The organism is Parviterribacter multiflagellatus (assembly GCF_056863265.1).
Genome location: NZ_JBXPIZ010000002.1, coordinates 21,742 through 45,542, shown reverse-complemented (window position 1 = coordinate 45,542; position 23,801 = coordinate 21,742). Strand labels below are relative to the sequence as shown.

Below are 23,801 nucleotides of genomic sequence, written 5' to 3'. Positions count from 1 at the left end.
CACGAAGATTCGCCGCTGGCGAACAGGCGACCGCTTGACAGGCCCAGCGACACGGCGTACCTTGCGCCGCGCGTTCGGCATCACCGAACGCCGGGCTGGGTCGCCGGGAACGACAGCGAGGATGGAGGAGCACGATGGCGACGGTGAACACGACGCCTGGGGCGGGCGGCGACGGCGGCATCACGAGCGCGCTTGCGGGCGCACCCGGCGCAGCGGCGCCGGCGGACGCGCCGCCGCCGATCACGGAGATCGAGCGGCACGGCATCGAGCCGATCCCCGACGCGGAGCGCACCGCCACCCCGTTCGACCTCTTCCGGATCGCGTTCGGCGGCGCGAACACGTTCGCGACGGTCGTCCTCGGCGCGTTCCCGATCCTGATCTTCGGCCTCAGCTTCTGGCAGGGCTTCCTCGCCGTCGTGCTCGGCATCGTCCTCGGCGGCCTCGTGCTCATGCCGATGGCGCTCTTCGCCCCGCTCACCGGCACGAACAACGCGGTCTCCAGCGGCGCGCACTTCGGCGTCGTCGGCCGCATCGTCGGCTCGTTCCTGAGCCTGCTGACGGCGGTCACGTTCTTCGCGATCTCCGTCTACACGTCCGGCGACATCCTCGTCGGCGCGCTCGACGAGCTGGCCGGGACCGGCCAGCCCGAGTGGCTGCTCGGCATCGCGTACGCGTTCTTCGCGGTCGTCGTGCTCGTGATCTGCCTGTACGGCTTCCGCTTCATGCTCGCGGTGAACAAGGTCGCGGTGCTCACCGCCACGGCGCTGTACGTCCTGGGTGCGGCGGCCTTCGCGGGCGACTTCGACGCGGGCTACGAGGGCGCGGTGGGCAGCGAGACCGCCGTGCTGATCCCGGCGCTCGTCGGGGCGACGCTGCTGGTGATGTCGAACCCGCTGAGCTTCGGCGCGTTCCTCGGCGACTGGGCGCGCTACATCCCGCGTACGGCGAGCCGCCGCTCGCTCCTCACCGCCGCCTTCGCGTCGCAGGCCGCGACGATCATCCCGTTCACGTTCGGCCTCGCCACCGCGAGCGTCATCGCCACCGACGCGCCCGACTTCGCGGAGGCCGGCAACTACGCAGGCGGTCTCGTCGCGGTGACGCCCGGCTGGTTCCTGCTGCCGGTCTGCGTCATCGCGATCATCGGCGGCCTGTCGACGGGCACGACGTCGCTCTACGGCACCGGCCTGGACTTCAGCAGCGTCTTCCCGAAGCTCTCGCGCCTGCGCTCGACGGCGTTGATCGGCGTGCTCGCGATCGGGATCATCTTCTTCGGCCGCTTCGTGCTCGACTTCGTCCAGACGATCACGACGTTCGCCACGCTGATCATCGTCTGCACCACGCCCTGGGTCGTGATCATGACCATCGGCTTCATCACCCGCCGCGGCCACTACCTGCCGGACGCGCTGCAGGTGTTCAACCGCGGCCAGCGCGGCGGCGCGTACTGGTTCACCGGCGGGGTGAACTGGCGCGGCATCGTGCCGTGGGTCACCGCCGCCGTCGCGGGCCTGCTGTTCGTCAACCTGCCGGGCCAGTTCGAGGGCCCGCTCCGCAACACCGCCGAGGACCTCGGCATCGAGCGCCTCGCCGCCGTCGACGTCTCGCTCGTCGTCGCGATCGGCCTCGCCGCGGTGCTCTACCCGCTGCTGCTCGCGCTCTTCCCCGAGCCGCGCGCGCTGTACGGCGACGACGGCCCGCGCGGCGTCCGCGCGGCCGACACGCCGCTCGCCCCAGTCACCACCCCGGAGACCGCATGACCACCGACCTGCACCAGACCCTCATGACCCCGGCGGCCGAGCCGCCGTTCCACGACGAGCTCGCCGCCGTGTGGGGCCGGCCGTGGGGTGCCTGGGACGAGGTCGGCACGCTCCGGAGCGTGCTCGTGCGGCCGCCCGGCCCGGCGCTGCGGCGCGTGCGCGCGGACGCGTGGGACGAGGACGCGCAGGCGCTGGTCGACCCCGAGGGCGGGTGGTACTGGACCGACCGCACGCCGCCCGACCTCGACAAGGTCGCCGAGCAGCACACCGGGCTCGTGGAGACCCTGCGCCGCGAGGGCGTCGAGGTGGTGGAGGCCCCGCCGCTCGGCGACACGTACACGAAGGCGATGTACATCCGCGACCCGCTCGTGACGATCCCCGGCGGTGCGGTGATCGGCCGCACGGCGGTGAAGATGCGGCGCGGGGAGGAGGCGGACGTCACGAAGGCGGTCGCCAACGCGGGCATGCCGATCCTCTCCACGATCACCGGCACGGGCACGCTGGAGGGCGGCTCGTTCGCGAAGCTGCGCGACGGCATCGCGGTGCTGGGCACGACCATCCGCTGCAACCCCGAGGGCGCCGAGCAGCTGCGCGAGGTGCTCGCCCGGCTCGGCTGGCGGCTGCACGTGATCGCACTGCCGGGCTACACGATCCACCTGGACCTGCACCTCGCGATGCTCGACCTCGACCTCGCGCTCGTCCACGCCGCCGGCCTGCCGTACACCTTCCTCGAGCTGCTGCAGAAGCAGCTGGGGATCGAGCTCGTGCACGTCCACGAGGACGAGGTCTGGGGGATCAACCTGCTGGCGCTCGGCCCGCGGAAGGTGCTGATGGCGGAGGGCAGCCCGCGGACGGTCGAGCGGCTGGAGCGCGCGGGCGTCACGGTCGTCACGACGCCGTACGACGAGCTGCACAAGAACGGCGGCGGCATCCACTGCTCGACGATGGAGCTCGTGCGGGACCGCGCGGGCTGACGCGCGCGGCGGCGGCGGTGCGGTCAGGCCGCCGCGGGCACGGCGGTCGTCCGTGCCTCGGCGTGGCAGACCGCGAGGAGCGCGAGGTCGTCGCGCGGCTCGCCCTCGCCGGTGACCACGGAGTCGCGCATCGCCGCGACGAGGCCCGCCGGGTCGGCGGCGAAGCGCGCGTGCTCGGCGGCCATCGTGGACGGCTCGATGAAGCGCGCCGGCGCGTGGGCGTCAGGGAGGCCGTCGGAGTAGAGGAGGAGCGTCTGGCCGGGGAGCAGCGTGCCGGTCGTGCGGGCGAACACCGGCGCGCCGCTCGCGCCCAGCATCGTCCCCGGCTCCCCGAGGTACGCCGCGCCACGGCGGTCGAGCACGACCGGCGGCGGGTGGCCCGCGAGCGCCACCTCGAGCGCCGTTGCGTCGTCGGCCACGTCGAGCGCGACGAGCGCCAGCGTCGACATCGAGTCCGGCGCGCCGGGCTGGCGGTCGTCGAGCAGGACGCGGTTCACCGTCCGCATCAGGTCGGCGATGTCGTCCTGCACGACCGCCGCGCCGCGCAGCGCGTGCCGCACCAGCGCGGTCACCCGCGACGCCGCGACGCCCTTGCCGCACACGTCGCCGAGGACCACGAGCCAGCGCTCGCCGTGCCAGCGGATCACGTCGTAGAAGTCGCCGCCCACGAGCGTCCGCGGGCCGGCCGGCCGCAGCACCGCCGACAGCGCCAGGCCGGGGATCTGGGGGAGCGCGCGCGGCACGAGCGACGCCTGGAGCTGCAGCGCGACCTGGTGCTCGTCGGCCAGCTCCCGCTCGAGCCGGACGCGCCGGCGCACGGTGTCCGTGACCTCGACGTACACGCCGAGCACGCCCAGCTCCCCCTCGCCGGCGTCCATGCGGGTGAACGTCACGTCGTAGTAGCGGTGCGCCTCGAACGCCTCCGGCCCGCTCCAGGGCAGCGCGAGCGAGGTCAGCGTCACGGGCTCGCCCTCGCCGTAGACGCGCGCGTAGATCTGGCGGCCGAGCTCGACCGTCTCCGGCGACCCGGCGAACACCTCCTCGACCGTGCGCCCGACCAGCGGTCCGGCCGCGGGGAGCGTGTCCAGCGCCGCCGCGTTCGCCAGGACGTACTCGTGGCGCGGCCCGCGGGTGAGCGCGATGCCGACCGGGACGAGGTCGACGAGCGCCTGCAGCAGCGCCTGCTGGCCGGAGAGGCGCCGCGCGAGCTGGCCGAGCTCGTCGTGCGCGCGGATGCCCTCGGTGATGTCGCGCGCGACGACCGCGAGCCCGATCACGTCGCCGGCCGAGCCCGCGATCGGCAGGTACGACGCGCGGAAGTGGCGGACGCCCTCGCCGCCCTGCATCGTCCCCGACGGCCGCGCGTCGACGACCGGCGCGCCCGCGCCCATGATCTCCAGCAGCCGCTCGGTCAGCCCTGGGATGCCCGGGATCGCCTCCGACGGCCGCTTCCCGGCGAGCGTGTGCGGCGGGACGCCGTGCCACGACGCGAGGACGGGGTTCGCGTGGACGTACCGCGCCTCGCGGTCCAGGACGGCGAACCCCAGCGGGCTCGCGTCGAACAGCGATCCCAGGAGGGCGGCGATCTCGGCGGGATCGTCGCTCGGCCACACGGGCGGCGTGGACATGATCGTCAATCGTAAGGAGCGAGATGGTCGTCCAACAAGCGGTGACCGCCGCCGCGGAGGTCATCATGTTGAGGAGTGACCGTCACTCGCCCCGCCCAGCCCGCCGACGCCGAGGCCGTCTGCGCGATCTACAACGAGGGCATCGAGGGGCGGCAGGCGACGTTCGAGACGCGGCTGCGCGAACCGCACGAGATCCTCGGCTGGCTGGACGATCGGCTGCCGTTCCTCGTCGCGGTCGACGAGGCAGACGGCGCGGTGCTCGGGTTCGCCCGCCTCACCAAGTACTCGGACCGCTGCGTCTACGCGGGCGTCGGCGACCACGGCGTCTACGTGGGGCGGGCGGCGCGCGGGCGCGGGGTCGGCCGGCTCCTGCTCGAGGCCCTCTGCGACGCGGCCGCCGCCGAGGGCTACTACAAGGTCACGTCGCGGATCTTCACCGAGAACGCGGCCAGCCGGGCAGCCCACCGGGCGGCGGGATTCGTGGAGGTTGGTATCCAACGGCACCACGGCCAGCTCGACGGCCGCTGGCTCGACTGCGTGCTGGTGGAACGTCTGTTGGGCGACGCGGCAGACTGACGCGCATGCGTGCCATCCAGATCACCGAGTTCGGTGGACCGGACGTCCTCGAGGTCGAGGAGATCGACGAGCCGACGGCTCCCGACGGGTTCCACCTCGTCGCCGTCAGCGCCGCCGGGGTCAACTTCGCCGACACCCACCAGGCGGAGAACACCTACCTCGCGCCGGCCGAGCTGCCGCTCGTCCCGGGCGCGGAGATCGTCGGCACCACCGCGGACGGCCGGCGGGTCGTCGCGATCGTCGCCAACGGCGGCTACGCCGAGAAGGCGGTCTGCCACCCGGCGCTGACGTTCGACGTGCCGGACGGGGTGAGCGACGGCCAGGCCCTCGCGCTCGTCCTGCAGGGCACGACCGCGTGGCACCTGCTGCGGACCGCCGCACAGCTCCGCCAGGGCGGGAGCGTCGTCGTCTTCGCCGCGGCCGGCGGCACCGGCACGCTGGCGATCCAGCTCGCCAAGCGGTTCGGCGCGGGCCGCGTGATCGGCGTCGCGTCGTCGGACGACAAGCGCGAGCTGGTCGAGCGCCTGGGCGCGGACGCCACGGTCGACTCGCGCGCGGAGGACCTCAACGCCGCGATCCGCGAGGCGAACGGCGGCAAGAAGGTCGACGTGATCCTGGAGATGGTCGGCGGCGACACGTTCGCGCAGGCGCTGCGGGCGCTCGCGCCGTTCGGACGGCTCGTCCACTTCGGCCAGGCCGGCCGCGAAGGCGCACCGAAGGTCGACCCCGGCCAGCTCATGGGCCGCAGCCAGGGCGTCATCGGCTTCTGGCTCGCGCACATGATGCAGCGCCCCGACCTCATGCGCGAGGCGGTCGAGGACCTGTTCGCCGCGGTGCTCGCGGGGGAGCTGGAGCCGATCGTCGGCGCGACGTACGCGCTCGAGGACGCGCGCAAGGCCCATGAGGACCTGCGCGCGCGCTCGACCGTCGGCAAGCTCGTCCTGACGCCCTAGCCCCGGGTCAGCACAGCACCGACGCGCGGACCCACCCGACCGCGCCGGTGTCGGCCGTGACCTTCCGCCAGCCCTCGCGCTCCGCCGTGACCGCGACCGGCTGGCGGCGGGTGAGCGAGCCCACGACGGCGCGGGCCCCGGGCCGCGCGCGCAGGTACGTCCGCGCCACGCAGACGGCGCTCGTGTCCCCGGCCGCGGCGGCACGCGCCCGCACCGGGTCCGCGAGCACCGAGCCGTCCGGCCCCGGCTGCTTGCACACGATCGCCAGCTCCAACGTCGCGCGCGACGACGTCGGCTCGGTGAGCACCGTCGCGCGCGTGCTCGCGCCGACGATGGTCTCGGGCGCCAGCGCATGCGAGGCGTGGCTCGTCGTCGGCGCGAGGCCGGCGACGCGCAGCCCCGGCGGGCAGTCGATCGCGTAGCGGCTGACCGGCAGCGCCGGATCCGGCGCGACCGTCCGCGTGACGACCGCGGTGCGCGGCGGCAGCGGCGCGCCGAACGGGATCTCGCCGCCGGGCACCGCCGGCCCGCTCACGGTCACGGGCGCGGGGTCGCCGGGGCCGAACACCCGGTCGATCCCGAGCGTTCCGCCGGCCACCGCCGCGGTCACCGCGCCCGCCGTCGCGAGCTTCGCGCCGGCACCGGCGCCCGCGCCTGCGGACCCGCCGCCGGGGAGCAGCGCGGCGCCCGCGGCCTTCAGCCCGACGAGCCCGCCGAGCACGAAGGGCACCGGCGAGAGCACGCGCAGGTCGTGGCGGCGGTGCTTGAGCGACGCGCGGAAGTCGCGGCACGCGCCGCACGTCGCCAGGTGCCGGTAGGCGTGGGCGGACGCGCGGCGGCCGGCGTCGTCGGCGAGCAGCAGCTCGTCGCGGATGTCGTCGCAGCGCGCGTCGCGGCCGGCGCGGGCCTTCACGAGGTTGGCCCGCGCGCGCAGCACGAGCAGGCGTGAGGCGGGCTCGGTGATGCCCAGCTCGCCCGCGACGTCGGCATGCGTCGCGCCCTCGACCTCGCGGCGCAGCAGCGCGTGCCGTTGGAGGTCGGGCAGCGCGGCGACGTCGGCGAGCGTGTCGCGGACCTTGGAGCGCGCGGCGCTCACGTCGGCCGGGTCGGAGCCGTGCGCGGCGGGCTCGGGCACCGCGTCGAGCGGCCCGACCTCGGCGCGGACGCGGGCCAGCTCGTCCAGCGCGCAGTTGCGGACGAGCTTGTAGAGCCACGGCCCGAGGTCGATCGCGCGGTCGCCGCGCCGGAGGACGAGCGAGGTGCGGAGCATCGCCTCCTGGACGACGTCCTCGGCGTTGGGCGAGCGGCTCCCGAGGATGCGCCGCGCGAACCGCAGCAGCTTGCGCTCGTGGCGCCGAAGGGCGACGTCCAGCGCGGCCTCGTCACCGGCGCGGAAGCGGGCGATGAGCTGCTGGTCGGTGAGCCGGTCCAAACCACGCGGAGCGGAGGAGAGGTCGAGCCGGGCGTCCGGCTGGGTGTCGACGGCCATCACTTGCCCTCGTCGCACAGCTGCGCGGCCTTGACCCAGCCGCGCGCGCCGATCGTCGTCTTCACGCGCACCCACTTGCCGCTCGCCGTCCGCTTGAGCACGAAGACCGTCCGGCCGCCGGCGACGAGCCCGATCGGGAGCCCGTTCGGGCTCTCGTACAGCCGCGCGCTGGGCGCGCAGACCTCGTCGACGTTCGTGCGGTCGGCCGCCGCCGCGGGCGGCGCGGCCGCGACGGCCGCCACCAGGGCGGTCGCCACGGCCGCTGCAGCGCCCGAGCGGTGCATCAGCGGCGGCCCTTGCGCGCGGCCTTCGTGGTCGCGCGGGCCTTCTTCGCGATCTTCGCGCGGGTCTTGGCCTTGAAGCCGGCCTTCCGGGCGGCGGCGCCGATGACCTCGTCCTCGCCCACGACCTCCTTGACCGTGATGCCGGGCTTGTCGGCGAACACCAGCAGCGCCTCGTTCTCGGCGGTGCGCGGCAGCGTCTCCACCGACACGAGCGTGTCGGTCGCGTCGAGCGTGTCGCGCGCGCCGGTGCGCGGGTTCGGCGGGGTCACCGCGTGGAGCTTGCGCTCGAGCGTGGCGTAGGTCGTGGGGTCGACGAAGAGCTCGGTCTGCGTGTTGTCCTTCGGGCTCAGCTCGGTCTCGACGAGGACGACACCGGCGCGGCCGCCGCGGGTCTCGTTGCGCTCCACGCGGTACCAGCCGCGGGCGACGGCCTCGCGGTTCATCGCGCCCTCGGCCTCGAACGTGATGTTCGACACCGGCCGCTTCGCCTTGCCGACGGTGAGCGTGTTGCTCTTCGAGGTCCACGAGAAGATCGTGCGGTCGACGGTCGCGTTCTCGGCGACGAGCGTGCCGGCCTGGTCGCGCCACACCTCGTGGTCGCGGTCGCCCGTGATGTACACGTGGGCGGTGAGGCAGCCCTGGTGCGACGTGCTGGCGTACCAGCCGGTGCCGCTCGCGCAGTGCTGGACCACGCGGTGCTCGATCGTGTCGGCAGGGAACGGGATCTCCGGCGGCGTGATGCGCGGCACGTCCGACGCGCCGTTCGCGACGGCGGCGGGCGCGCCGGCCAGCGCCGCGGTCACGCCGAGGGCGGCTGCGGCGGTGAGGGTCTTGGTCTTGTTCACGGTGCTCCTGTCTCGTGCGGTTTCGGTGCGGCGTCCGGGCCCTCGGACGCTCGTTCAACCGCACGAGACGGAGCATGTAACGGACTATGCGGCCGGGGTCACGCCTGTCGACCTTCGGACGACGCGCGACCGAAGCGCCGCAGGCGCAGCGCGTTCGCCACGACGGAGACGCTGGAGAGCGCCATCGCCGCGCCGGCGATGAGCGGGTTGAGCAGGCCCGCGGCGGCGAGCGGCAGGGCGGCGACGTTGTAGCCGAACGCCCAGCCGAGGTTCTGGCGGATCGTCCGGAGCGTCGCGCGGGAGAGGCGGATCGCGTCCGCCGCCGCCCGCAGGTCGCCGCTGACGAGCGTGAGGTCGGAGGCCTCGATCGCCACGTCGGTGCCGGTGCCGATCGCCAGGCCCAGGTCGGCCTGCGCGAGCGCGGGGGCGTCGTTGACGCCGTCCCCGACCATCGCGACGACCTTGCCCTCGGCCTGGAGGCGCTGCACGACGTCCGCCTTGTCGGCCGGGAGCACCTCCGCGATCACCTCGTCGATGCCGACCTCGGCCGCCACCGCGCGCGCGGTGCGCTCGTTGTCGCCGGTGAGGAGGATCGGGGTGAGCCCGAGCCCCTTCAGCCGCTCGACCGCCTCGCGCGACGTGGGCTTGACCGTGTCGGAGACCGTCAGGACCCCGCGCACCGCGCCGTCCCACGCGACCATGACGGCCGTCTCGCCGCGCCCCTCGGCGGCCTCGCGGGCGGCGGTGAGGCCGGCGGGGATCTGCAGCGACCACTCCGCCATCAGCGACGGCCGACCGACCTGCACGCCGTGGCCGTCGACGACGCCCTCGACGCCGAGGCCCTCGCGGTTGGTGAACGACTCCACCGGGGCATCGGAGCCCGCGGCCGCCGCGATCGCGCGGGCGACGGGGTGCTCGGAGGCGTCCTCCAGCGCGCCGGCCAGACGCAGGATCTCGTCCCGCGTCTCGCCGTCCGCCGGCACGACGCCGGTGAGCGCCATCCGCCCGGTGGTCACCGTGCCGGTCTTGTCGAGCACGATCGTGTCGACCTTGCGGGTGGACTCGAGCACCTCCGGCCCCTTGATGAGCAGGCCGAGCTGCGCGCCGCGGCCGGTGCCCACGAGGAGCGCGGTCGGCGTCGCGAGGCCCAGCGCGCACGGGCAGGCGATGATGAGCACGGCGACGGCGGCGGTCAGCGCGACCGACGTGTCCTCGCCGGCGCCGAGCCAGAAGCCCAGCGTCGCGACGGCGATCGCGATGACGACCGGGACGAACACGGCCGAGACGCGGTCCGCGAGCCGCTGCACGGGCGCCTTGCCCGACTGCGCGTCGGTCACGAGCCGCGCGATCTGCGCGAGCGCCGTGTCCGCGCCGACCTTCGTCGCCTCGACGACCAGCCGGCCGCCGGCGTTGACCGTCGCGCCCGCCACGGTGTCGCCCGGCGCCTTCTCGACCGGCACGGACTCGCCGGTGAGCAGCGACTGGTCGACGGCGCTGCGGCCCTCGACGACGGTGCCGTCGGTCGCGACCTTCTCGCCGGGGCGGACGACGAACCGGTCGCCGACCCGCAGCTCCTCGATCGGGACGCGTGTCTCGGTTCCGGTCCGCGGATCAAGCCGGGCGACGTCCTTCGCGCCGAGCTCGAGCAGCGCCTTCAGCGCCGCGCCGGCCCGCCGCTTGGCGCGCGCCTCGAAGTAGCGGCCCGCCAGCAGGAACGTCGTCACGGCGGCGGCGACCTCGAGGTACAGCTCGTCCATCCCGGTCTCACCGGGGAAGAGGTCGAGCTCCATCTTCATGCCGGGCTCGCCGGCGTTGCCGATGAACAGCGCGTAGAGCGACCACACGTACGCCGCGAGGACGCCGAGCGACACGAGCGTGTCCATCGTCGCCGTCGCGTGCTTGAGGTTCGCCCACGCGGCGCGGTGGAACGGCAGCGCGCCCCACACGACGACCGGGCTGGCGAGGGTGAGCGCGGCCCACTGCCAGTTCTCGAACTGGAGCGCGGGGATCATCGAGACGACGAACACCGGCAGCGTGAGCAGCGCGGAGACGATCAGACGCTCGCGCAGCGCGCGGGTCGGGTCGTCCTCCGCGGCACCCTCCGCCTCCGGGCTGGCCGGACCCGCGCTCTCGGGCGCGGGCAGCGTGGCGGTGTAGCCCGCCGACTCGACGGCGCCGACCAGCGCCTCGGGCGCGACCTGCGCGGGGTCGTAGTCGACCGTCGCCTTCTCGGTCGCGTAGTTGACCGACGCGCTGACGCCGTCGAGCTTGTTCAGCCGCTTCTCGATGCGCGCCGCGCACGACGCGCACGTCATGCCGGTGATCGGGAGATCCAGGTGCGTCGTGCTCATCGGACCACCTGCGTGAACTCGGCGGTGCGGACCTTGCCCTCGTGCTGGAACTGGAGGAAGAGCCGCGACTTGCCGGCCTTCGGGAAGGTCGCCATGAACGCGCCGTCGACGGGGTGGACGTGGAGGAACTCCAGCTCGCCCTCGCTGATCGCGACGAGGTGGCCGTCGGCGCCGAGGTACGGCTCCGGGGTGACCTTCTCGCCGTCGCGCGTGATGGCGAACGCCAGCCGCGCCTCCTGGCCCGGACGCGCGTCCTGGCCGCCGGTGCGGGTGACCGTGTAGCCGGCGCCGGCGTCCGCGGTGTCGGTCGCCGCGGGGAGCGGGTGGGCGTGCGTGTCGCCGGGGACGGTGACGTCGCCGTGCAGCGTGCCCTCGGCGAAGTCCGCGTAGACGCGGTACTGGCCCGCCTCGGCCAGCGTGAGCGGCACCGACCACGTGCCGTCCTCGCTCATGCGCGGGTGCAGGTGCAGGAAGCCGGTGAGGTCCTTGCGCACGACGATCACGTGCATCTTGCGCTCGTGCTCGACCGCGAAGTCGGTGACCGGCGTGCCGCCGGCGTCGAGGATGCGGAACCGCAGCGGCTCGCGCTCGCCGGCGGTGAAGGTGGTGTCGTCGAGATCGAGCCGGAGCGCGTGCTCGCTGTCGCCGGAGGCGTGCTCGTCCTCGTGGGCCGGCGCCGCGGCTGCGTCGCTCTCGGCGTGCTCGTCGTCGTGGGGCGTGGTGGTCGGCGTGGTCGACATGGCGTGCTTCTCCGCGGGCGCGTCGGCGCCCGGTGCGTCGGGATCGATGGCGTCGCCGGCCACCGCCGCGCCCCCGCCCACGAGGGCGAGGAGGGCGGCGAAGGCGGCGAGCTTCGCGGCGGCGTTCACGGCGTCACCGCGTATCCGGCCTCGTCCACGGCGGCGCGGACGGCCTCGTCGCTGAACCCTGCGCCGGCGACGGTGAGCAGGCCCGCGTCCAGGTTCACCGACGCCACCTCGACGCCGTCGACCCCGGAGACCTCCTCCTGCACCGACGCGACGCAGTGCGCGCAGGTCATGCCCTCGACGCGGTACTCGCGGATGTCGCTGTAGCTCATGTGTGCCTCCGGTGTCAGGTGGGAACGAATACGGGTGGGGGGTACCCGCTGAAGAGACCGTAGCATACCCCTGGGGGGTAGTGATAGACTTCTCGGCATGGCCAGTGAGACGTCGAACCCCAGCCGCGGCTACTCCGCTACGAAGGAGCAGCTCCTCAAGCGCCTCAAGCGCGTGGAGGGCCAGGTCCGCGGCATCGAGGGCATGGTCGAGGACGACCGGTACTGCATCGACGTCCTCACGCAGATCTCCGCCGTGCAGGCGGCGCTCGACAAGGTCGCGCTCGGCCTGATGGACGAGCACGCGCGCCACTGCGTCATGGGCGCGGAGGGCGAGGCGAAGGTCGAGAAGACCGAGGAGCTGATGGCCGCGGTCGGCCGGCTGATGCGGCGCGGCTAGCCGCGCGCGCCCGCGGCGGCGCCGAGCGGGCGGCGCCAGATCTGACCCTCGAGCTCGACGCCCCAGTCGGCGTGCCGCTCGGTCGCCTCGAGCGTGAACCCCGCGCGCTCGTAGATGCGGCGCGCATCGACGAGCGGGTGGTTCGTCCACAGGACCATCTCGCGGTAGCCGGCGCGCTCGGCGAAGCGGAGGCACGTCTCGACCAGGCGCGAGCCGAGACCGAGGCCGCGCGCGAAGGGCTCGACGAGCAGGAGGCGCAGCTGCGCGGTCGCCTCGTCCTTCGGGACGCAGAGGATGCAGCCGGCGCGCCGGCCGTCGACCTCCGCGATCCACGCGCGCGCCCGGGCCGGGTCCGGCTCGTCGAGGAAGTCCGCGCAGACGCGCGCGACGAGCGCCTCGAAGCCCGCGCCCCAGCCGTACTCGCGCGCGTACAGACGGCCATGCGCCTCGACGACCCAGCCGAGGTCGCCGGCCTCCGCGTCACGGATGAGGACCGCGCGGGAGCGAGCGGCCGCCCCGCCGCTCGCCCCGTTCGCGCCGTGCTCCGGTCCCGGGTCCGACGTGGGGTCCGAGGCAGGCGTGAGGTGCTCGTCGCCGAGCAGCGCGCGCACCGTCCGCAGCGCGCGGACGAGGTCGCTGCGGGCGTCGGCGGGGAGATGTTCGACCATCGCGCCGGCCGCGGCGACGGCGCGCGCGTCGAGGAGCGCGTAGGTCTCGTGACCGGCCTCGGTCAGGCGCGCGATCTGGCGCCGGCGGTCCTGCTCTGAGCGCACGCGCTCGACGAGGCCGTTGCCCTGCAGGCGCGCGAGCAGCCGGCTCAGGTGGCCGGCGTCGAGGGAGAGCCGGCGGCGCAGATCCGCGACGTCCGTCGCGGGCTGGCGCGACAGCTCGAGCAGGACGCGCGCCTCGGTCAGCGACCACGGCGTGTCGTGCAGGCCGCCGTCCAGCACGCCGATCGCGTGCGTGTAGAAGCGGTTGAACTCCCGGATCTCCGTCACCTCGTCCACGACCTTTGACAGCGTCAACGATTCCGTTGCGTCTGTCAACGGTGTCGGTGGGCATCCTGCCGGAGGTGTCCTGGTTGCTGCTCGTCCTCGCCGGTCTGCTGGAGATCGTCTGGGCCTTGGCCCTGAAGTCGTCGGACGGCTTCTCGAAGCTCGCTCCAACCGCGCTGTTCGCCGTCGCGGCCGTCGGCTCGATGATCCTGCTCGCTATGGCGCTCCGCTCGCTGCCGGTCGGCACCGCGTACGCCGTGTGGACGGGCATCGGCGCGGTCGGCGCGGCGCTTGCCGGGATCGTGCTGCTGGGGGAGGCGGCGACGCTCGCGCGGCTCGTCCCGATCGCGCTGATCGCGGTCGGGATCGTCTGGCTCGCGCTGGGCGAGAGCGCGACGTAGATCAGGCGCCGTCGCGGGCGCGGAGCGCGAGGGCGAGCGCGAGGCGCCCGTCGGGGTCCTCGAGGCGGTCGCCGAGCAGCTCGCGGAGCTGGCCGAGGCGATAGCGCACCGTCTGCGGGTGCACGCCGAGGTGGTGTGCGACCTCCTCGACCCGCGCGCGGTGGTCGAGCCACGCCCGCAACGTCGACAGCAGCTTCGCCCGTGGGCCGGGGGAGAGCGCGAGCAGCGGCGCGAGCTCATGCGCCGCAAGCTCCTCCGCCAGCGCCGGGTCGGCGTGGAGGACCAGCGCCGCGAGGTGCTCGGTCGCCACGACCAGCCCGTCGCCCGGTGCGACCTGCCCGCTCGTCGCGAGCCGGTGCGCGAGTCGCGCACGTCCGATCGACCGCGACGCCTCCGCCCACGGCACGCACGGCCCGAGCGCGACGACCTGGTCGGCGAGCGCCCGCTCGACCTGGCGCCGCCGGCCCGGAGCCTCGGGGTCCGGCACGAGCGCGACCACGACCCCATCGAACGACGCCGCGATGACGTCCGCGCCGAGCCGCGTCGCGAGCTGCCCGGGGTCGGCCGGCGTCGTCACCGCGCGCGGCGTGGCGGCGAGCGCAGCGAGCTCGGCGGGCAGCTCCCATCCGGCGGCCTGGGCCGCGCCGCGGACGGCGGGCTCGTCGACCGGGTCGGCGTCGAGCAGCACGACCAGGCGGCGCCGCGCCCGCTGGCGCTCGCCCGCGGCGTCGGACTGCGCGTCGGCCCAGCCCTCCGCGGACTCCGCCGAGATCGCGTCGATGTAGGCGAACAGCGCCTCGCCGAGCGCGTACAGCGCCGGCGGCTCGACCCCCGCCGCCTCGCCCGCCAGGTGCGCGCGCCGCCACGCCACCCGCGCGCCCACGCGGTAGGCCGCGAGCAGCGACTCGAGCGAGCGGCCCTCGCGGAACTCGCCGCGGCCCAGCTCCACGTACGCCCGCCGGCCGCGCTCGTCCGCCCCGTCCAGGAAGCGCGACAGCGCCACCTCGACGCCCATCCGCACGTTGCGGCCGAACACGCCCGCGAGCGGCCGGCGATACGCGTCGACCTCGTCCCGGATCGCGTCGATGATCTCGTCGGCCAGCGACGGAATCTCCGGGCGAAGTGCGTCAGCGGCGTCGCGGTAGGGCTCCATCTTTGTCAGAAAGCTACAAGAAGCCGTGCGACATCCGACAAGGATCCGTGCTCACCGGCGGGCAACCTCAACGACCATGGAACACGAGATGACTCGTGGCGAGAAGATCGTCAACATGATCGGGGTGGTGGTGCCCTTCCTCGGGTTCCTCACCGCCGTCGTCCTCCTCTGGAACCGCGCCATCGACTGGATCGACGTCGGGATCATGGTCTCGACGTACCTCGCGATCGGGCTCGGCGTCACCGTGGGCTACCACCGGATGCTCACCCATCGCTCGTTCCAGACGAGCAAACCCGTCGAGTACACGTTCGCGATCCTCGGCTCGATGTCGCTCCAGGGCCCGGTCCTCGACTGGGTCGCCGACCACCGCAAGCACCACGCGCACACCGACCAGGAGGGCGACCCGCACTCCCCGCACGTCGGGCACGGCCACGGCCTTCGCGGCCTGATCCACGCGCACGTCGGGTGGATCTTCGAGAACCAGGGCCAGGCGGACTGGAAGAAGTACGCCCGCGACCTCTACGAGGACGAGGGCATGAAGCGGATCAACCGCCTCTTCCCGCTCTGGGTCTTCCTCTCCGTCGGGATCCCGGCGCTGCTCGGTTTCCTGCTGCACGGCATGACCCTCGAGGGCGCGCTGCGCGGCTTCGTCTGGGGCGGCCTCGTGCGGATCTTCTTCCTCCACCACATCACGTGGTCGATCAACTCCGTCTGCCACTTCTTCGGCGCGCGCCGCTTCGACGTCGAGGACCACTCGACCAACGTCGCCCTGCTCGCGCTGCCGTCGCTCGGCGAGGCGTGGCACCACAACCACCACGCGTTCCCGCGCTCGGCCTCGCACGGCATGAAGCGCTGGGAGGCCGCGATGGACCCGTCCGCGTGGGTCATCAAGGCGATGGAGAAGACAGGCCTCGTGTGGAACGTCGTCCGCATCACGCCCGAGCGCCAGGCGCAGAAGGCCATCGGCGCGACCGCGCGCATCACGCGCGAGGACGAGCGCGAGAAGGTCCCGGCCTAGCGGCTCAGGCCGCGTCGGATGCGCCGCCGGCGAGGCGGTGCATCTGATCGCCGAGCGCCTGCTCGACGCGCTCGGTCATCGCGATCTGGAACAGCGCGAGGAGCGACTCCGCCGCCAGCGGCCGGAGTCGTTCCAGCGCGTCGAAGACCTCGGGCCAGCGGTCGGACGGCTGGCCGGCCGCCTCGAACGGCTCCCACACCTCGTCGAGGAAGAGCTGCACGAACGCCTCGGCGATGCCGTCCGCGTGGTGGCGCACCTGCTCGGCGACGTTGAGCGTCCGCTCCGGCGCCACGCCGAGCGCCGTCAGCTCCTGCGACGCCCGCGACAGGCGCGGTGAGCGCTCCTCGAACGAGTCCGGCCCCAGCGGCCGCAGCAGGCCCAGCTCCACCGCGCGGGTGAGCAGCTCGGGCCGTGGGCCCCACTGCTCGCGCAGCGATGCGAGGTCCGTGACCTCGGCCTGCTCCTCCTCGAACGACGCGGCCACGGCGCGCGTGAAGCGGAGCACCTGATCGGTCGAACCTCCCGCCGACTCGAGCAGCCGGCGGATCGACTCGAGGTTGAACCCCTCGGCCTGCAGCTCCTTGATGAGCTCGATGCGCGCGACGTGCTCGGCGCCGTAGTAGCCCGTCCGGCCGCGGACGTCAGGGGGCGGCAGCAGGCCCCGCGACTGGTGCGCGCGGATGTTGCGCACCGTCATTCCGGTGCGTCGGGCCAGCTCGTCGATCGTGAGGTCAGGTGCGCCAGGTGTGGGGTCCGTCACTTAGGGGGAGGATAGGGGTTGTCGTGTTCCACGGGTCTATGTGACACTGGGTGATGTCATGGTTTTCGAGCTCGTAGCCGCCAAGCCGGCGGGCGGGGCCGCGCTGGACCAGGTCGCGATCGCGACCGTCGGTGCGTCGGTCGTGACCGTCCTCCTCCTCTGGCTGATCAACGGACACCGCAACGGGAAGGTCGCGTACCTGACCCGGGCGTCGGACTTCGCCGGCAACCGCATGGGGTTGCCCGGCTGGGCCGCGCTGCCGAACGCCATCGGCGCGGCGTCCCTGCTGACCGCGCTCCTGGGCATGTACTGGGACATCGCGCTGCACATCGGCGTCGGCCGCGACGAGGGGCCGCTGGCCAACCCGGCGCACTACCTGATCCTCATCGGCCTGTACGGCATCTTCGCCGCGGGCATCCTCGCGGTCGCGCTGCCGCGCAAGGGCGAGCGTCCCGGCCCGGCCGCCGTGAAGATCCAGCGCGGCTGGTACGCGCCGGTCGGCGGCATCCTGATGGCCTCCGCGGGCGCGTTCGCGCTGATCGGCTTCCCGCTCGACGACGTGTGGCACCGGCTGTTCGGCCAGGACGTCACGCTGTGGGGCCCGACGCACCTGATGCTGATCGGCGGCGCGGGCATGACGCTCGTCGGCCAGGCCGTGCTGCTCACCGAGGGCATGCGCGCGCGGGCCGCAGCGGGCGGGTCGACCGACGACGGGCGCTCCTCGTCGCCGACGTTCATGACGACGCTGCGCCGCGCGTCGATCGCGGGCGGCTTCCTCATCGGCCTGTCGACGTTCCAGGCCGAGTTCGACTTCGGCGTGCCGCAGTACGCGGCCGTCCTGCAGCCGTTCCTGATCGCGCTCGCCGCGGGCGTCGCGCTGACCTGCGCGCGCATCTGGATCGGGCCGGGCGGTGCGGTCTTCGCGGCCGTCTTCTTCCTGATCGTGCGCGGCATCGTCGACGTCATCACCGGCCCGGCGGTGTTCGACGAGCCGTTCCCGGTGCTGCCGCTGTACATCGCCGAGGCGGCCGTGGTGGAGATCGCGGCGCTCGCGCTCCTGCGGCGCAACGCGCTGGCGTTCGGCGCGGTGAGCGGCGTGCTCATCGGCACCGTCGGCTTCGCGGCCGAGTACGCGTGGACGCAGGTCGCGTTCAAGCTCCCCTGGGAGGCCGACCTGCTGCCCGAGGGCGTGATCTTCGCGCTGATCGGCGGTGTCGCCGGCGGCGTGGTGGGCACGCTGATGGCGCTCGGCCTGCGGGGCGAGCTGCCCAGTCCGCGCGTGGCGCGGACCGGCGTCGTGCTGTCCGGCCTGGCCATCGCGGTCGCCGCGTTCGTCGGCCTGCAGACGACCGTGCCGGACGGCGTCCGCGCCCAGATCACGCTCACCGGCGAGCAGGGCGGGCCCGAGCGGCGCGAGGCCAACGCGCGCGTCCAGATCACGCCGGCGAGCGCGGTCGAGTCGACGAAGTGGGTCACGATCACGAGCTGGCAGGGCGGTGGCCTGCACGTCGACCGCCTCCGGAAGGTGAGCGACGGCGTCTACGAGACGACCGAGCCGATGCCGCTGCACGGTGACTGGAAGACGCTCGTCCGCGTCCACGCCGGCCGCGACCTCACCGCGGCGCCGATCTTCCTGCCGGAGGACCCGGCGATCCCGGCGCCGCTCATCCCCGCGACGCAGCAGATCGACCGGCCGTTCGTGGCGGAGATCGACCTGCTCCAGCGCGAGCGCAAGGACGACGTGGCCGGCTGGCTGTGGGCCGCGGCGTCGGCGACCGTGCTCTTCCTCTACGTCGTCTTCCTGGGCGCGCTGGCCTGGGGTGTCGGGCGGCTCTCGCGCCGCTGGGACGACGAGATCCCGCCGCCGTCGGCGTCGGTGGGCGCGGACGCGGGCGACGACCGGCGCTTCGAGCGCCCGCCGGCCACGCGCCCCGTCGCCACCGGCTGGTAGTCCCTTCCACGGAGCTGAGCGGTCCGGCGCCACGTCCGGGCCGCTCGGCCTGTGTGCGGAAGTCCGCTACGAGCGGGCGGAACGTGACGCTGACGTCCGGTCATGTACCAACGTCTTGATTTGCCACAAACCGCACGATCTGGTTATCTCTTCCGAGTCGAAATCTGCTCGGGGAGGGCGAGCGTGGATTCAGAGTTGGTCCAGGACCGGCGCAAGCCGGGGAGCGCTCCGCTGCGTGCGGGCGCGCTTCGTTGCGAGGACTGTGGGACGACGTGGTTCGACCAGCTGGCCGAGTACGTCGTGCGCACCGGGCGGCGCTGCAGGCGCTGCGGCGGGGCGCTCCACACGGAACGGCGCGACCGCGCCGGGCGGTCCTTCCGGGCCGCGTGACGCCGCGGTAGCGCGGCGCGAGGAGCGCGGAGGGCGCGCTCCTGCCACAGGGGCGTGCGGCCGAGCCGATGGGAGCCCGGCTCGGCCGCACGGATCACGCCCGGTGCGTTGGGGAGCACGGGGCGGCCGCCGGTCCGGAGGTCCCGGCGGTGACGGGGACGCGGAGCGGCGACACGTTGGAGGGTCGCCGCGAGGCGTACGCTGGCGCGGTGCTCGACCTCCGCAAGCTCCTGCTGCTCCGCGAGCTGCACGCGCGGGGGACCGTCGCGGCGGTCGCCGAGGCGCTGGCGTACACGCCGAGCGCCGTCTCGCAGCAGCTGTCGCAGCTCCAGAAGGAGGCCGGGGTCGCGCTGACCGAGCGCGTCGGGCGGCGGCTCCAGCTGACGGACGCGGGGCTGCGGCTGGTGGAGCACGCGGACGCGCTGCTCGCGCGGATCGAGCAGGCCGAGGCCGAGCTGCAGGCGACGGCGGGCGCGATCCACGGGCGGCTGCGGCTGTCGGGGCTGCAGACGCCGATGCTGTCGCTCGTGCCGCCCGCGGTGGCGCGCCTCGCGCGCGAGCACCCGAGGCTGCGCATCGAGGTCGTCGAGCGCGAGCCCGAGCAGGCGCTGCCCGACCTCGCGCTCGGGCAGCTCGACCTGGTGGTGGCCGAGGAGTACGACGACGCGCCGCGCCGTCCGATCCCCGCCCTCACCCGTGAGGAGCTGTGCCGCGACGGGATCGTGGTCGCGCTCCCGCTCGGCCACCCGCTGGCGGGCGCGGGGACGGTGCGGGTGGAGGCGCTGGCGCACGAGCCGTGGGTTGCGCCGCACCGCGGGACCGCGTTCACCGACGCGTTCGTCCGCACCTGCCGCCGGCTGGGCGGCTTCGAGCCGGACGTGCAGCACCGCGCGAACGACATCGCGGTGATCCTCGAGCTCGTGGCGTTCGGCGGCGGCGTGGCGATGGTGCCCGGCCTCGCGCGCGCCGACCGCGACCCGCGCGTCCATGTCAGCGAGATCGCCGGCGCGCAGCTCGGCCGCACGATCTACGCGTACGCGCGCGAGGCGGGCGCGCCTCGGCCCGCGGTGCGCGCGACGATCGACGCGCTCCAGGAGGCGGCCTACGCCATGTCCGAGGTGACGCGGACGGCGAGGAGCGCCTTGTCGTCGCGCGGCGGCCCGGACGCGTAGCCGCGCACCGCGCCGTCGACCGCGTCCAGCGCGCCCGTCGCGTCGCGGCCCGCCGCCGCGCCGAGCGCCGCACGGAGGCGCGCGTCGCCGAACTGCTCGCCGGACTCCGCCCGCGCATCGACGACGCCGTCGGTGTAGAGCAGGAGCAGGTCGCCGTCGGCGAGCTGCAGGTCCACGACGTCGAGCTCGGGCTCGGGCTCGACGCCGAGCATCGGCCCGCCTGCCGCGAGGACCTCGACCGTGCCGGACGACTTCAGCAGCAGCGCCGGCGGGTGGCCTCCCGCGACGATCCGCGCGGAGAAGCCGTCGCCGGCGGGGTGGAGCGCGGCGCACGCCATCGTCGCCAGCGCCTGCGGGGACGCCTCGCGCCGCAGCGCCTCGTTGACGCCGCGCAGCAGCGCCTCGGGCCGGTGCTCGAGGAGCGCCAGCGCGCGGATCGTCGTCCGCATGACGCCGGTGAGCATCGCCGCGGCGGTGCCCTTGCCGCAGATGTCGCCGACGACGACGAGCCAGCCGCCGTCGTCGAGCGGGACGACGTCGTAGAAGTCGCCGCCAACCTCGCTGCCGTCGCCCAGCGGCCGGTAGCGCACCGCGAGGTCGAGCCCGGGGATCCACGGCAGCGCGCGGGGGAGGAGGCCGTCCTGGAGCGTCCGCGCGACGTACGCGCGCTCCTCGTACAGCTCGGCCCGCTCCAGCGCCTGCGCGCCCTGGCGGGCCATCGCGAGGAGCATGTCGACGTCGGCCTCCTCGAACGCGCGGCGGTCCGCGAAGCCGAGCCCCATCACGCCCGCGACGCCGCCCTCGAACAGCAGCGGCAGCGCGGCGAACGCCTCGAAGTCGCCGCGCGGCGGGACGTCGGGGAACCGCTCCAGCCACGCTTCGCGCGAGTGCAGCAGGACCGGCGCGGCGTCGCGGGCGGCGGCCGGCATCGGCGCGTTGGCGTCGACCGGCAGCACGCGCGGCCCGTCGGGCGGCATCCCGAACCGGTGGCCGAGCAGCAGCGTCCGGCCGTCGCGGTCGGGCAGCGCGAGCACGCCGCAGCGGGCGGCGGTCGCGGCCATGCCCTCGGTGACGATGATCGTCGCGACCTCGTCCTTGGTCAGCGCCGCCGACAGCCGCTCGGTCACGGCCTGCAGCCGCGCGGTCCGGTCCAGCAGCCGCTCGCGCAGCCGGTCGGCGGCCTTGCGCTCGGTCTGGTCGACCACGAACGCGTTCCACTCGCCGTCGCCGACCGACGCGAGCCCGACGAGCACGGGCACCGTATGGCCGTCGCGGTGCAGGTACTCCTGCTCGAACGGCCCGGCCTTGCCGCGCTCGACCGACTCGCGGCCGCGCTCCCACGCGACGTCCGACCACCGCCGCGGGGTCAGCCGCGTCCAGGCCAGGCGGCCGCTGGCGACGTCCTCCTGCGTGTAGCCGAGCATCGACAGGAACGCGTCGTTGGCCTCGACGATCTGCTCGAACCGGCCGCGGACGATGCCGATCATGCCGGTGTCCAGCAGCGCCCGGTAGCGCGCCTCGCTCTCGGCGATCGCCCGCTGCGCGCGGTGGCGCTCGGTCGTCTCGATCACCGCGCCGATGACGCCGAGGATGCGGTCCTCGATCTCGACGGGCGCGTAGGAGACGAGGAACGCGCGGTCGCCGACGACCGTCTCCAGGTCCTCCGCGGCGCGGCCGGTCTCCAGCACCTGGCGGACGAGCCGGTCCAGGCCCGCGGCCTCGCTGCCCAGCACGTCGAGCACGCGCCTGCCGAGGTGGTCGGAGATCGAGCGGCCGTTCATCTCCGCCAGCCGCTCGTTGATGAGCACGTAGCGCAGCTCGGTGTCGACGAGCGTCAGCCCGACCGGCGCCGTCTCGAAGAGCGTGTCGAGCAGCGCGCGCGCCGACTCGGCCTCCTCGAACAGCTTCGCGTTGAAGATCGCCTGGGCGCAGCGGTCGACCAGCTCCAGCGCGACCGGCAGGTCCTGCTCGCCGTAGACGCGGTCGGGGTCGCAGGAGAGGAACGTGACCGCGCCGAGCGTCACCTCGCCGACGTGGAGCGGCACCGCGAGCCACGACACAGGGCCGATCTCCTCCCACAGCGTGCGCTCCTCGGCCGTGCGCAGCGGGGCTCCGCCAGGCGGCAGGGCGGGGAAGAACGTGGGCCGGCCGAGCGCGATCGCCTCCAGCGCGCCGAACGGCGGGGCGTCCTGGTCGGCCTGGGCGCGGCGCCGGCGGCGGACCTCGACGAGCAGCGCGTCCTTGGCGGGGTCGTCGTGGCCGGAGGAGATCTGGCGGATGGCGCCCGGGCCCTCGACGAGGTCGACGACCGCCCAGTCGGCGACCTCGGGCACCGCCAGGCGCGCGACCGTGCGCAGCGTCTCCTCCAGGTGGAGGGACGACGCGAGCAGGCGACCGGCCTCTGCGAGGAGCCCTTCGAACAGCGCGGCAGAAGCGGGACGGACCGCCACGCTGCGTACGCTACTCGGCCAGCTCGACGGCCAGGCGATGATCGGGCCGGAGGGAGAGTCGGCGGCGGCCCTGGAGGAGCTCCAGCAGCTCCGCCCCGACCAGCTCCCGGCGCCAGCCCTGGAGCGTGCGGACGGGCGGCTCGTCGGCGCCGGTGCGCAGCGCGCGGACGATGCGCTCCAGGTCGGCGCGCGCGGCGACCAGCTCGTACGCCAGCTCGGCCTCCAGCGTGCGCGTGCGGACGAGCGCCTCGGACAGCGCGACCGCGGGCGCGTCGAGCGGGTCGGAGCCGATCGGCTTCTCGCCGTCGCGGGGGATCGGCTCGCGCTCGCGCCCGCGCGCGACGGCGGCGAGGATGTCCTTGCCGCGCCGGCGCAGGACCGACTCGTTGAGGCCGCGGATCTGCCGCAGCCGCTCGGTGTCCTTGGGACGGCGGCGCGCGATCTCGATCAGCGGTGCGTCGGGCAGCACCGACGAGATCGGCTTGTCCTGCGTGCGCGCGGTGTCCTCGCGCCACTCGACCAGCTCGCGCGCGACGGCGCGGATCGACGGGTCCAGGCCGCCGACGCGGGGGAGGCGGTTGAAGACCGTGTCGAGGTCGCGCGTGTCGGTGACGCCCTCCAGCGCCTTGCACTCCTCACGCGCCCAGTCCAGCCGGCCGGACTTCTCCAGCTCCTGCTGCAGCGCGTCGGCGAGCTGGATGATGTGGAGCACGTCCTCGCGCGCGTAGACGATCTGCTCGTCGGTCAGCGGGCGCTTGTCCCACTTGGTGAAGCTCGCGGTCTTCTTCAGCCGCACGCCGAGCACGTCGCCGAGCAGCGGCTCGTAGCCCATCTGCGCGCCCCGCCCGGTGAAGCCGGCCGCCATCTGGGTGTCGAAGATGTTGACCAGCTCGGTGTTCCACGTGCGGCGCAGGATCGCGACGTCCTGGCGGCCGGCGTGGAGGATCGTCTCGACCTCGGGGTCGGCGAGCAGGTCGGCGATGGGCTGGGGGTCCCAGCTGTCCTCCAGCGCGTCGAGGACGTGGACCTCGATGTCGTCGGGGTCGTCGGAGCGCTCGACCGCGATCTGGACGACGCAGAGGAGCGAGCGGTAGCGCCCCTCGCCCATGAACTCCGTGTCGATCCCGAACCGCCCGGTCTCGCGGGCGCGGTCGGCGAAGGCCTCGAGGTCCGGCATCGCGC

The 23,801-nt window shown here is 74.2% G+C and carries 21 protein-coding genes; 9 read left to right on the top strand and 12 right to left on the bottom strand.

What is annotated here, in order from left to right; all coding sequences use genetic code 11:
- Positions 1 to 134: 134 nt before the first annotated feature.
- Positions 135 to 1,754 (top strand): purine-cytosine permease family protein, encoded by a 1,620-nt coding sequence (locus AC1UE5_RS03725; protein ID WP_482920732.1) that lies wholly within the window; start codon positions 135 to 137, stop codon positions 1,752 to 1,754.
- The gene (locus AC1UE5_RS03720) at positions 1,751 to 2,728 is read left to right on the top strand and encodes a dimethylarginine dimethylaminohydrolase family protein (protein WP_482920731.1); all 978 of its coding nucleotides are present in this window, start codon (positions 1,751 to 1,753) and stop codon (positions 2,726 to 2,728) included. The genes AC1UE5_RS03725 and AC1UE5_RS03720 overlap by 4 nt, the downstream gene beginning before the upstream one ends.
- A 23-nt stretch (positions 2,729 to 2,751) precedes the next feature.
- Here the strand turns inward: AC1UE5_RS03720 and AC1UE5_RS03715 are convergent, their stop codons facing one another.
- Positions 2,752 to 4,356, bottom strand: a complete 1,605-nt coding sequence (locus AC1UE5_RS03715; RefSeq protein ID WP_482920730.1) for a SpoIIE family protein phosphatase — start codon at positions 4,354 to 4,356, stop codon at positions 2,752 to 2,754.
- A gap of 75 nt (positions 4,357 to 4,431) precedes the next feature.
- Here AC1UE5_RS03715 and AC1UE5_RS03710 point away from each other — a divergent pair, with 75 nt between their 5' ends.
- Positions 4,432 to 4,932, top strand: coding sequence for an arsinothricin resistance N-acetyltransferase ArsN1 family A (locus AC1UE5_RS03710; protein ID WP_482920729.1), 501 nt, complete (start codon positions 4,432 to 4,434; stop codon positions 4,930 to 4,932).
- A gap of 5 nt (positions 4,933 to 4,937) precedes the next feature.
- Positions 4,938 to 5,885, top strand: coding sequence for a quinone oxidoreductase family protein (locus AC1UE5_RS03705; protein ID WP_482920728.1), 948 nt, complete (start codon positions 4,938 to 4,940; stop codon positions 5,883 to 5,885).
- 7 nt (positions 5,886 to 5,892) lie between these two features.
- On the opposite strand, the gene AC1UE5_RS03700 is transcribed toward AC1UE5_RS03705, so the two are convergent.
- The 6 genes from AC1UE5_RS03700 to AC1UE5_RS03675 form a co-directional block, all read right to left on the bottom strand.
- Entirely contained in the window at positions 5,893 to 7,374 is a 1,482-nt protein-coding gene (locus tag AC1UE5_RS03700) for a sigma-70 family RNA polymerase sigma factor (RefSeq protein ID WP_482920727.1), read from the bottom strand.
- Complete coding sequence (locus AC1UE5_RS03695; RefSeq protein ID WP_482920726.1) at positions 7,374 to 7,631, bottom strand: SH3 domain-containing protein; 258 nt, start codon at positions 7,629 to 7,631, stop codon at positions 7,374 to 7,376. The genes AC1UE5_RS03700 and AC1UE5_RS03695 overlap by 1 nt, the downstream gene beginning before the upstream one ends.
- Positions 7,632 to 7,657: 26 nt before the next feature.
- Positions 7,658 to 8,503, bottom strand: coding sequence for a hypothetical protein (locus AC1UE5_RS03690; protein WP_482920725.1), 846 nt, complete (start codon positions 8,501 to 8,503; stop codon positions 7,658 to 7,660).
- A 98-nt stretch (positions 8,504 to 8,601) separates the two neighbouring features.
- On the bottom strand, positions 8,602 to 10,854 hold the full coding sequence (locus tag AC1UE5_RS03685) for a heavy metal translocating P-type ATPase (protein ID WP_482920724.1): 2,253 nt from the start codon (positions 10,852 to 10,854) through the stop codon (positions 8,602 to 8,604).
- Entirely contained in the window at positions 10,851 to 11,723 is an 873-nt protein-coding gene (locus AC1UE5_RS03680) for a DUF8832 domain-containing protein (RefSeq protein WP_482920723.1), read from the bottom strand. The genes AC1UE5_RS03685 and AC1UE5_RS03680 overlap by 4 nt, the downstream gene beginning before the upstream one ends.
- On the bottom strand, positions 11,720 to 11,932 hold the full coding sequence (locus AC1UE5_RS03675) for a heavy-metal-associated domain-containing protein (protein ID WP_482920722.1): 213 nt from the start codon (positions 11,930 to 11,932) through the stop codon (positions 11,720 to 11,722). The genes AC1UE5_RS03680 and AC1UE5_RS03675 overlap by 4 nt, the downstream gene beginning before the upstream one ends.
- A 97-nt stretch (positions 11,933 to 12,029) precedes the next feature.
- On the opposite strand from AC1UE5_RS03675, the gene AC1UE5_RS03670 reads away from it, so the two are divergent.
- Positions 12,030 to 12,329, top strand: a complete 300-nt coding sequence (locus tag AC1UE5_RS03670) for a metal-sensitive transcriptional regulator (protein ID WP_482920721.1) — start codon at positions 12,030 to 12,032, stop codon at positions 12,327 to 12,329.
- Here AC1UE5_RS03670 and AC1UE5_RS03665 read toward each other — a convergent pair.
- Positions 12,326 to 13,336, bottom strand: a complete 1,011-nt coding sequence (locus AC1UE5_RS03665; protein WP_482920720.1) for a bifunctional helix-turn-helix transcriptional regulator/GNAT family N-acetyltransferase — start codon at positions 13,334 to 13,336, stop codon at positions 12,326 to 12,328. The genes AC1UE5_RS03670 and AC1UE5_RS03665 overlap by 4 nt on opposite strands.
- 65 nt (positions 13,337 to 13,401) lie before the next feature.
- Between AC1UE5_RS03665 and AC1UE5_RS03660 the strand changes: the two genes are divergently transcribed.
- A complete protein-coding gene (locus AC1UE5_RS03660) occupies positions 13,402 to 13,725 on the top strand; it encodes a DMT family transporter (protein WP_482920719.1) in 324 nt (107 codons plus the stop codon).
- A 1-nt stretch (position 13,726) separates the two neighbouring features.
- Here the strand turns inward: AC1UE5_RS03660 and AC1UE5_RS03655 are convergent, their stop codons facing one another.
- Positions 13,727 to 14,878, bottom strand: a complete 1,152-nt coding sequence (locus tag AC1UE5_RS03655; RefSeq protein WP_482920718.1) for a PucR family transcriptional regulator — start codon at positions 14,876 to 14,878, stop codon at positions 13,727 to 13,729.
- 88 nt (positions 14,879 to 14,966) lie between these two features.
- Here AC1UE5_RS03655 and AC1UE5_RS03650 point away from each other — a divergent pair, with 88 nt between their 5' ends.
- Positions 14,967 to 15,896 carry an acyl-CoA desaturase gene (locus AC1UE5_RS03650; RefSeq protein WP_482920717.1) on the top strand — a complete coding sequence of 310 codons (930 nt, stop codon included), beginning with the start codon at positions 14,967 to 14,969 and terminating at the stop codon, positions 15,894 to 15,896.
- 4 nt (positions 15,897 to 15,900) lie between these two features.
- Here the strand turns inward: AC1UE5_RS03650 and AC1UE5_RS03645 are convergent, their stop codons facing one another.
- Positions 15,901 to 16,656 (bottom strand): MerR family transcriptional regulator, encoded by a 756-nt coding sequence (locus tag AC1UE5_RS03645; RefSeq protein WP_482920716.1) that lies wholly within the window; start codon positions 16,654 to 16,656, stop codon positions 15,901 to 15,903.
- Positions 16,657 to 16,714: 58 nt separating this feature from the next.
- Here AC1UE5_RS03645 and AC1UE5_RS03640 point away from each other — a divergent pair, with 58 nt between their 5' ends.
- Positions 16,715 to 18,607 (top strand): hypothetical protein, encoded by a 1,893-nt coding sequence (locus AC1UE5_RS03640; protein WP_482920715.1) that lies wholly within the window; start codon positions 16,715 to 16,717, stop codon positions 18,605 to 18,607.
- Between the two features lie 599 nt (positions 18,608 to 19,206).
- Positions 19,207 to 20,169 (top strand): LysR family transcriptional regulator, encoded by a 963-nt coding sequence (locus tag AC1UE5_RS03635; RefSeq protein WP_482920714.1) that lies wholly within the window; start codon positions 19,207 to 19,209, stop codon positions 20,167 to 20,169.
- Here the strand turns inward: AC1UE5_RS03635 and AC1UE5_RS03630 are convergent.
- Complete coding sequence (locus AC1UE5_RS03630; protein WP_482920713.1) at positions 20,100 to 22,619, bottom strand: SpoIIE family protein phosphatase; 2,520 nt, start codon at positions 22,617 to 22,619, stop codon at positions 20,100 to 20,102. The two genes, AC1UE5_RS03635 and AC1UE5_RS03630, sit on opposite strands and share 70 nt — an antisense overlap.
- Positions 22,620 to 22,629: 10 nt before the next feature.
- Entirely contained in the window at positions 22,630 to 23,796 is a 1,167-nt protein-coding gene (locus AC1UE5_RS03625) for a ribonuclease D (RefSeq protein ID WP_482920712.1), read from the bottom strand.
- Between the last annotated feature and the right edge of the window lie 5 nt (positions 23,797 to 23,801).

What these genes read in the sequence shown, in the direction of transcription:
- AC1UE5_RS03685 (WP_482920724.1), bottom strand. Translation starts at nt 10,854, where the DNA reads ATGAGCACGACGCACCTGGATCTCCCGATCACCGGCATGACGTGCGCG.
- AC1UE5_RS03655 (WP_482920718.1), bottom strand. Translation starts at nt 14,878, where the DNA reads ATGGAGCCCTACCGCGACGCCGCTGACGCACTTCGCCCGGAGATTCCG.
- AC1UE5_RS03715 (WP_482920730.1), bottom strand. Translation starts at nt 4,356, where the DNA reads ATGTCCACGCCGCCCGTGTGGCCGAGCGACGATCCCGCCGAGATCGCC.
- AC1UE5_RS03625 (WP_482920712.1), bottom strand. Translation starts at nt 23,796, where the DNA reads ATGCCGGACCTCGAGGCCTTCGCCGACCGCGCCCGCGAGACCGGGCGG.
- AC1UE5_RS03640 (WP_482920715.1), top strand. Translation starts at nt 16,715, where the DNA reads ATGGTTTTCGAGCTCGTAGCCGCCAAGCCGGCGGGCGGGGCCGCGCTG.
- AC1UE5_RS03725 (WP_482920732.1), top strand. Translation starts at nt 135, where the DNA reads ATGGCGACGGTGAACACGACGCCTGGGGCGGGCGGCGACGGCGGCATC.
- AC1UE5_RS03650 (WP_482920717.1), top strand. Translation starts at nt 14,967, where the DNA reads ATGACTCGTGGCGAGAAGATCGTCAACATGATCGGGGTGGTGGTGCCC.
- AC1UE5_RS03670 (WP_482920721.1), top strand. Translation starts at nt 12,030, where the DNA reads ATGGCCAGTGAGACGTCGAACCCCAGCCGCGGCTACTCCGCTACGAAG.
- AC1UE5_RS03675 (WP_482920722.1), bottom strand. Translation starts at nt 11,932, where the DNA reads ATGAGCTACAGCGACATCCGCGAGTACCGCGTCGAGGGCATGACCTGC.
- AC1UE5_RS03705 (WP_482920728.1), top strand. Translation starts at nt 4,938, where the DNA reads ATGCGTGCCATCCAGATCACCGAGTTCGGTGGACCGGACGTCCTCGAG.
- AC1UE5_RS03700 (WP_482920727.1), bottom strand. Translation starts at nt 7,374, where the DNA reads ATGGCCGTCGACACCCAGCCGGACGCCCGGCTCGACCTCTCCTCCGCT.
- AC1UE5_RS03720 (WP_482920731.1), top strand. Translation starts at nt 1,751, where the DNA reads ATGACCACCGACCTGCACCAGACCCTCATGACCCCGGCGGCCGAGCCG.